Origin of the sequence: Gordonibacter pamelaeae 7-10-1-b, from assembly GCF_000210055.1 — a bacterium.
Lineage (GTDB): Bacteria > Actinomycetota > Coriobacteriia > Coriobacteriales > Eggerthellaceae > Gordonibacter > Gordonibacter pamelaeae.
On sequence record NC_021021.1, the window covers coordinates 629,481 to 635,776 of the forward strand.

Below are 6,296 nucleotides of genomic sequence, written 5' to 3' on the forward strand. Positions count from 1 at the left end.
AGCACGGCCGACGTTCGCCGCCGACCTGACCGTGACCATGCTCGCGTTCAAGCCCGGCCTGGCAGGGCCCGCCGCCGCCCCGTGGACCGGCGCCGTGAAGCTGGCGAAGCTCGGCGTGGACGTGCCCGCCCTGCGAAACGAGCTGCGCGGCAACGCGGCCGGCGACGGGGCGGGAGCCGATGCCCAGGCCTAGCGCCCGCGCCTAGCCCTCCACCTTGTACACGTAGAGCCCGGCCAGGGAGCCGTCTTCGTAGAAGCTCACATTGAACTGGGCTTTCTGGTTCTCGTAATCGGCACGTTGGATGACGGTGACGGCCGATCGGCCGGCCGGCTCGCTCTGGCCGTACTTCACATCTGTGAAGCCCTCGAACGCGCCGAACTGGTCGAGGGCGCCGCCCAAGCCCTGCTCCAGCTTCTCGGCGGTCGCGTTCTTGTCATCCCAGCGGGCAGCCACCTCGTCGAAGTCGCGCGCGTTAACCAGGTCGATGACCTCGCGCGCCTGCGCGGTGACGGCAGCCTCGTCCGCCCAGGCGGGCAGCCCCTCCCGATAGTTCTCGTCCGAGGCGCTCGACCCGCAGCCCGCCAAGCACAGCACGGCCAGCGCGGCCACGAGCACCGCCGCTGCCAGCATCCTCTTCTTCATAAAGCCGCTCCTTCCACCACAGGGTACCTAGCTGATGCGGAATCCGACAAGCCTGCCGTCCTCGGCGATGCCGACGGAGTAGACCAGGTCGTCGTTCTCGCAATGCGCCTGCTGGACCACGATGGCCGCCACGCCGTCCGCGCCTCCGTCGTAGTGCGCGAAGGACACGTCGCCGTACGATTCGAAGCCGCCCACGTCCTCGGCCGCCCGGCCGGCCTTCTCGAAATCAGAGGCGGCCGGCGCGGGCTCGCCGAACAACGCCGCCAAGCCATCGTAATCCCTTGCAACGAACAGGTCTATCGCATCGCGCGCCTGCTCGGTGACAGCAGCCTCGTCCGCCCAGGCGGGCAGTCCCTCGACATCCTCCTGGGCCTTTCCGCCCGCTGCATCCCCCGAGCTGCATCCCACCAAGCCGAGCATCAGCGTCACGGCTGCCAGCAAGGCGACGAGCACCAGTCTTTTCCTCATGGAGCATCCCTCTTCCTCCGAGCCCAGCCGGACCCCCGGCCGTTCCCGCCATCCACGTTCTCCGCCCGACCATCCCCAAAGGATATCAGAAACGCACCCTGTCGGCACAAAAAGACCCTCCTCCGGATGGGGGTCCGGAGGAGGGCCATGCAGTGCGCACTGAGGAGAAGGGGAAGGTGCGCATGCTTCACGTGCCCGTCGAAGGTTTGAGAGAGAGAGGGGGGGTTCACACGAGAGACGAGACGACGGGTCACTCGAATAGGTTGTCTTCTACTTGCTGCTCCTGCCCGACTCCAGCTCCTCTTGGGTGCCGGTGTCGTTGCGTATGGACGATCCCATGAGGTCGTCGGCCACGCTCTTGTCGATGCCCAGCTCGGCCATCATGCCCTCGACTTCGCCCACGCCTTCCGCCAAGTGCCCGGCCTCGGCTGGATCGAGGTACTGGAGCAGTGCGAGCAGCTCGCCCATGTGCTCCTTCTCCTCGTCGGCGATATCCAGGAACACCTTGCGCGCCACCTCGTCATCGGTAGCCACCGCGTGCGCCTCGTAGAGCATCTGGGCCTCCAGCTCGCCGGTCAGCTCCACGCGCACGGCCTGCACGAGCTCCTGCTTCGTCATCGTGCGCGGGACATTCGCGACGAACGGGTTTGCTAGCTCGGGCATGGCGTGCTCCTTCTCGATGCGGTCCGCTGCCGTTTCCGGCGCGGAGGGGGTCGTCGTTTCGGACAAGCAGTACCTTAAGCCACCGCAGCACGTCCCACAACGCGATTCCCCCGACGGTAAGCCCCCGGTCATCGCGTTGTCACCGCCCCGTTAGATAAAGCGCACCCTCGCGCTCATAGAAAGCCGGAGCGGGGGCGGGCGCGCCGCAAGCCCCCGCGCCATGGGAACGCCCCGGACGCACGAGACAGGGAAATCGTCCTCCCTGCGTTATACTTGAAGGCAATGCAACCGAATCGAGAGGGGCGGGACGAAGATGGAATGGGATGCGGAGCTCTACGACGGGCAGCACGGCTACGTGGGGGCGTACGGCGAGGCGCTCGTGCAGCTCGTGCGCGAGGAGGCCGCCCGGCGCGGTGACGGGGCCGCCCCCCTGCGCATCCTCGACGTGGGCTGCGGCACGGGGGCGCACCTGGACGCGCTCGCCGAGATCGGCCCCGTCACCGGCGTCGACTCCTCGCCGGAGATGCTGGAGAAGGCGCGCGCAAGTCATCCGAAAGCCTCCCTCGCAGAGGCGGACGCCTGCGCCCTGCCGTTCGAGGGCGCGTTCGACGTGGCGTTCTCCAACGCCGTGTTCCATTGGGTGCCCGACCAGGTGGCGCTGCTCAAGAGCGTGGCAGGCGCGCTCGACGACGGCGGCCTGCTCGTGGCCGAGATGGGCGCCCACGGCAACATCGCAGGCATCGAGGAGGGCTACACCCAGGCCCTGCGCAAGCACAGCGGCGACTACTCGGGGCGGTTCTGCTTCCCGAAGGAGGCGGCTTACCGCCGCCTGCTGGGCATCGCCGGCTTCGAGGTCGAGCAGATGGAGGCGTTCGACCGCCCCACCCCGCTCGCCGACGGCAGGGAGGGCCTGCGCCGGTTCGCCGAGCAGTTCTTCGCGAAGAGCCTGCACCTGTACCGCGAGGACGAGCGCGCCGCCATCCTCGACGATCTGGAGCAGGCGTGCGAGGACGACCTCTGGGACGAGGGGGCCGGCTGCTGGGTCGCCGACTACCGCCGCCTGCGCTTCACCGCCCGCAAGGTCCGCTCCGTTCGCGGCGCCGGCGGCATGGCCCAGCTAAGCGTCCTGGGCTCGTAGGCCGCCGGAACCCTACAGCCCGTAGAACTCGGTGGTGAGGGGCCGGCTCGTGAGCGTCTTGGCCACGTCGCGCGGATCGGTGCCCTCCCACACCACGCTGCGCACGACATCGGTGATGGGCAGCTCCACCCCGTAGGCGTCGGCCAGCGTCTTGAGCGTCCGGCAGGCCAGCGCGCCCTCCACCACCATGTGCGTGCGCTCCGTGAACTCCTCGAGGGTGCCACCCTCGGCCAGGAGCTTGCCGAAGCGGCGGTTGCGCGAGTGCTCGGAGGTGCAGGTGGCCACAAGGTCGCCCGTGCCGGCCAGCCCCATGCACGTGAGGGCCTGACCGCCGCAGCGCACCACCAGCCGGCTCATCTCGGCAATGCCGCGCGTCATGAGCATGGCCGCCGTGTTGTCGCCGAACCCGATGCCGTAGGACACGCCCACCGCGATGGCGATGACGTTCTTGAACGCGGCGCACAGCTCCACGCCGATGACGTCGTCGCTGGCGTAGGTGCGGAAGGCGTCGCTGGCGAACAGCTCCTGGAAGAACGCCGCCGTCCCCGCGTCGGGGCTGGCCACCACCGTGCCCGACGGGATGCCGCGTATGACCTCGGCCGCGAAGTTGGGGCCGGAGAGCACGGCCAGGCGCGTCGCATTGCCCATCTCGGCCTCGAACACCTCCACCGGCAGAAGGCCGCTGCCCTCCTCGACGCCCTTCGAGCAGACGATTACCGGGAAATCCTCGCCCACGAGGCCGGCCAGCCGGTCCGCCACGTCGCGCATGATGCTCGACGGCGTGACGATGACGGCGGCGCAGGCGCCCTCCAGCACCTCCTCATGCGAGGAGGTGGCTGCGATGCGCTCGGACAGCACGACGTCGCTCAGGTAGCGCGGGTTGCGGTGATCGGCGTTGATCGCCGCCGCCACCTCGGGCTTGCGCGCCCACAGCCCCACGTCGTGCCCGTTGCCGGCCAACACCTGCGCCAGCGCCGTCCCCCAAGAGCCTGCCCCGATAACCGCTATCCTCATCCTGAGCCTACGCTTTCTTCTTGTCGCCTATCCTGCTCTCGGTGCCGGCACGCAGGCGCTTGATGTTCTCGCGGTGCGCCCACACCACCGTCAGCCCCGCCAGCGTGCACAGGGCGACGGCGATCCAGTCGCCCCAGAAGTAGTACAGCGAGAAGAACGGGCAGGACAGGGCCGCGGCTATCGAGCCGATGGACACGCGCTTCGTAGCCACCACCAGCACGATGAATATGAGCAGCTCCAAGCAGGCGCCCACCCAGCCGAACGTGACGAACAGGCAGCCCACGGCAACCGCGATGCCCTTGCCGCCCTTGAAGCCCAGCCAGGGGCTGAAGATATGGCCCCACACGCAGCCGAGGAACGCGACGGCCAGCAAGGTGTCGTAGCTGACGAGCGCATCGGGCGCCAGCCCCCCGCCCGGCAGGAACTGCCAGCTGAACCACCAGGCCAGCACGCCCGAGAGCAGGCCCTTGCCGAAGTCGAGCACGAACACGGCGTAGCCGCCCACCTTGCCCATCGTGCGGATGGCGTTCGTGGTGCCGATGTTGCCCGAGCCATGCTCGCGCAGGTCGGTGTGGTAGAACACCTTCGAGATGATGAGGCCCCACGGAACGGAGCCCAGGAGGAATGCCGCGACGAACAGCGCGGCCGCAACCAGCAGATCCTGCATCGTACCCCTTAGTCCTTCTTCTTGAACTTCAGCTTCACCGGCGTGCCCACGAGGTCGAAGCCCTCGCGCAGGCGGTTCTCCAAAAAGCGCTCGTAGTTGTCCGTGACCAGGTCGGGCCGGTTCACGAAGAACGTGAAGTACGGCGGGCACGTGCCCGTCTGCGTCACGTACTTCATACGCAGAACGGCCTTGCCGTTGCTCACCGTGTGCCCGCCCTCGCGGATGCCGGAGAGCCACGTGTTCAGCTTGTTCGTGGGGATGGTCTGGCTGAAGTTCTCGTACGCCTCGTCGATGGCCTCCCAGATGCGGTCGACCTTCTTGCCGGTGAGGGCCGAGATGGCCACGACCGGCGCATAGCCCACGAACGTCATGCGGTCGGCGATGCGCTCGCGTATGTCGGCCTTGGCCTCGGGTCCTTCCACGAGGTCCCATTTGTTCAGCACGATGACCATGGCGCAGCCGCGCTCGGCCGCGTAGCCCGCCACGCGCTGGTCCTGGTCGGTCAGGCCGAGCGTGGAGTCGATGACGAGCAGCGCCACGTCGGCGCGGTCGATGGCGCGCATGGCGCGCACGAAGCCGTAGTACTCCACGTCCTGGTCGATCTGGCTCTTGCGGCGCAGGCCCGCCGTGTCCACGATGGTGTAGAGGGTGCCGTCGTGCTCGACGGCCGTGTCGATGGCGTCGCGCGTGGTGCCCGCCACATCGGACACGATGGAGCGGTCGCCCTTCGTCATCTTGTTCGTGAGCGACGACTTGCCGGCGTTCGGGCGGCCGATGATGGCCACGTTGATGGAGGGTTCCTCCTCCTCGTCGGCGGGCACTTCCGCACGGCGCAGCTCTTCCACCACGGCATCGAGCAAATCTCCCGTGCCATGGCCGTGCGTGGAGGACACCGGCCAGGGATCGCCCACCCCCAGCTGGTAGAACTCCCACAGCTCGTCGGTGCGGTTCGGGGTGTCCATCTTGTTCACCACCAAGAACACCGGCTTGCCCGCCTTGCGGAGGATGCGCGCGACGGCCTCGTCGTCGGCGTTGATCCCCGTCTTGCCGTCCACGATGAAGATGACGACGTCGGCCTCGTTCGCGCCGGCGATGGCCTGCGCGCGGATGGAGCCTTGGAAGGCGTCGTCGTCGCCCATCTCGATGCCGCCGGTGTCGACGAGCTTGAACTCGACGCCGTTCCAGTCGGCCTCATGGTACGAGCGGTCGCGCGTGACGCCGCGCATCTCGTGGACGATGGCCTCGTCGGCCTGGGCTATGCGGTTCACGAAGGTGGACTTGCCGACGTTCGGCCGTCCGACCACCGCGACGAGTGGCAGGGGCATGATGGCACCTCACAGGTTGGTTCGGTCAGGGGCCGGGCTCTCGCGCCCGGCCAAGTCGACGATCTCCCGCAGGAAATCGGACGCGTTACAGGATACCACGGCAAGGGGGGCGCCCGCGCCCTTTTCCATATCCTCCAAACTCATGTCATCGAGCGTCACCGAATCGTCGTTGAATATGACGCGCGGGAGGAGGAACAAGGTGCGCGATCGCGTTTCGCTGTCCTGCCGCACGGCCCCGCGCACGGCCGCCGCTATGTCGCAGCCGCAGAGGAGCCCCGTCACGTCGACGTTGCCGCCGAAGAATCCGTTCTCCACGTAAAGGGGTTCGAACAGGCCGGCGAGCGGGCTCGCCGCCGCCAGCGGCCCCAGGAAGTGCCG

At 68.0% G+C, this 6,296-nt stretch carries 9 protein-coding genes; 2 read left to right on the forward strand and 7 right to left on the reverse strand.

All coding sequences use genetic code 11. The annotated features are described in order from the left end of the window. A partial coding sequence (locus GPA_RS17860; protein ID WP_197533061.1) for a hypothetical protein occupies window positions 1–193 on the forward strand: 193 nt, incomplete at its 5' end. Between the two features lie 9 nt (window positions 194–202). On the opposite strand, the gene GPA_RS02995 is transcribed toward GPA_RS17860, so the two are convergent. The 3 genes from GPA_RS02995 to GPA_RS03005 all read right to left on the reverse strand — a co-directional run bounded on the left by GPA_RS02995 (window position 203) and on the right by GPA_RS03005 (window position 1,774). Next, window positions 203–643 (reverse strand): DUF3887 domain-containing protein, encoded by a 441-nt coding sequence (locus GPA_RS02995; RefSeq protein WP_015538888.1) that lies wholly within the window; start codon window positions 641–643, stop codon window positions 203–205. A gap of 27 nt (window positions 644–670) precedes the next feature. Continuing rightward, a complete protein-coding gene (locus GPA_RS03000) occupies window positions 671–1,111 on the reverse strand; it encodes a DUF3887 domain-containing protein (protein ID WP_015538889.1) in 441 nt (146 codons plus the stop codon). Window positions 1,112–1,381: 270 nt separating this feature from the next. Further along, window positions 1,382–1,774 (reverse strand): demethoxyubiquinone hydroxylase family protein, encoded by a 393-nt coding sequence (locus tag GPA_RS03005; RefSeq protein WP_041238900.1) that lies wholly within the window; start codon window positions 1,772–1,774, stop codon window positions 1,382–1,384. A 313-nt stretch (window positions 1,775–2,087) separates the two neighbouring features. On the opposite strand from GPA_RS03005, the gene GPA_RS03010 reads away from it, so the two are divergent. Then, window positions 2,088–2,912, forward strand: a complete 825-nt coding sequence (locus GPA_RS03010; protein WP_015538890.1) for a class I SAM-dependent methyltransferase — start codon at window positions 2,088–2,090, stop codon at window positions 2,910–2,912. A 12-nt stretch (window positions 2,913–2,924) separates the two neighbouring features. On the opposite strand, the gene GPA_RS03015 is transcribed toward GPA_RS03010, so the two are convergent. From GPA_RS03015 to GPA_RS19925, 4 genes are all read right to left on the reverse strand, one after another. Further along, window positions 2,925–3,926 (reverse strand): NAD(P)H-dependent glycerol-3-phosphate dehydrogenase, encoded by a 1,002-nt coding sequence (locus GPA_RS03015; protein WP_015538891.1) that lies wholly within the window; start codon window positions 3,924–3,926, stop codon window positions 2,925–2,927. Between the two features lie 7 nt (window positions 3,927–3,933). Continuing rightward, on the reverse strand, window positions 3,934–4,593 hold the full coding sequence (gene plsY / locus GPA_RS03020) for a glycerol-3-phosphate 1-O-acyltransferase PlsY (protein WP_015538892.1): 660 nt from the start codon (window positions 4,591–4,593) through the stop codon (window positions 3,934–3,936). 8 nt (window positions 4,594–4,601) lie between these two features. Next, window positions 4,602–5,918, reverse strand: coding sequence for a ribosome biogenesis GTPase Der (gene der / locus GPA_RS03025; RefSeq protein WP_015538893.1), 1,317 nt, complete (start codon window positions 5,916–5,918; stop codon window positions 4,602–4,604). A gap of 9 nt (window positions 5,919–5,927) precedes the next feature. Further along, a partial coding sequence (locus tag GPA_RS19925) for a DUF512 domain-containing protein (protein WP_231847552.1) occupies window positions 5,928–6,296 on the reverse strand: 369 nt, incomplete at its 5' end.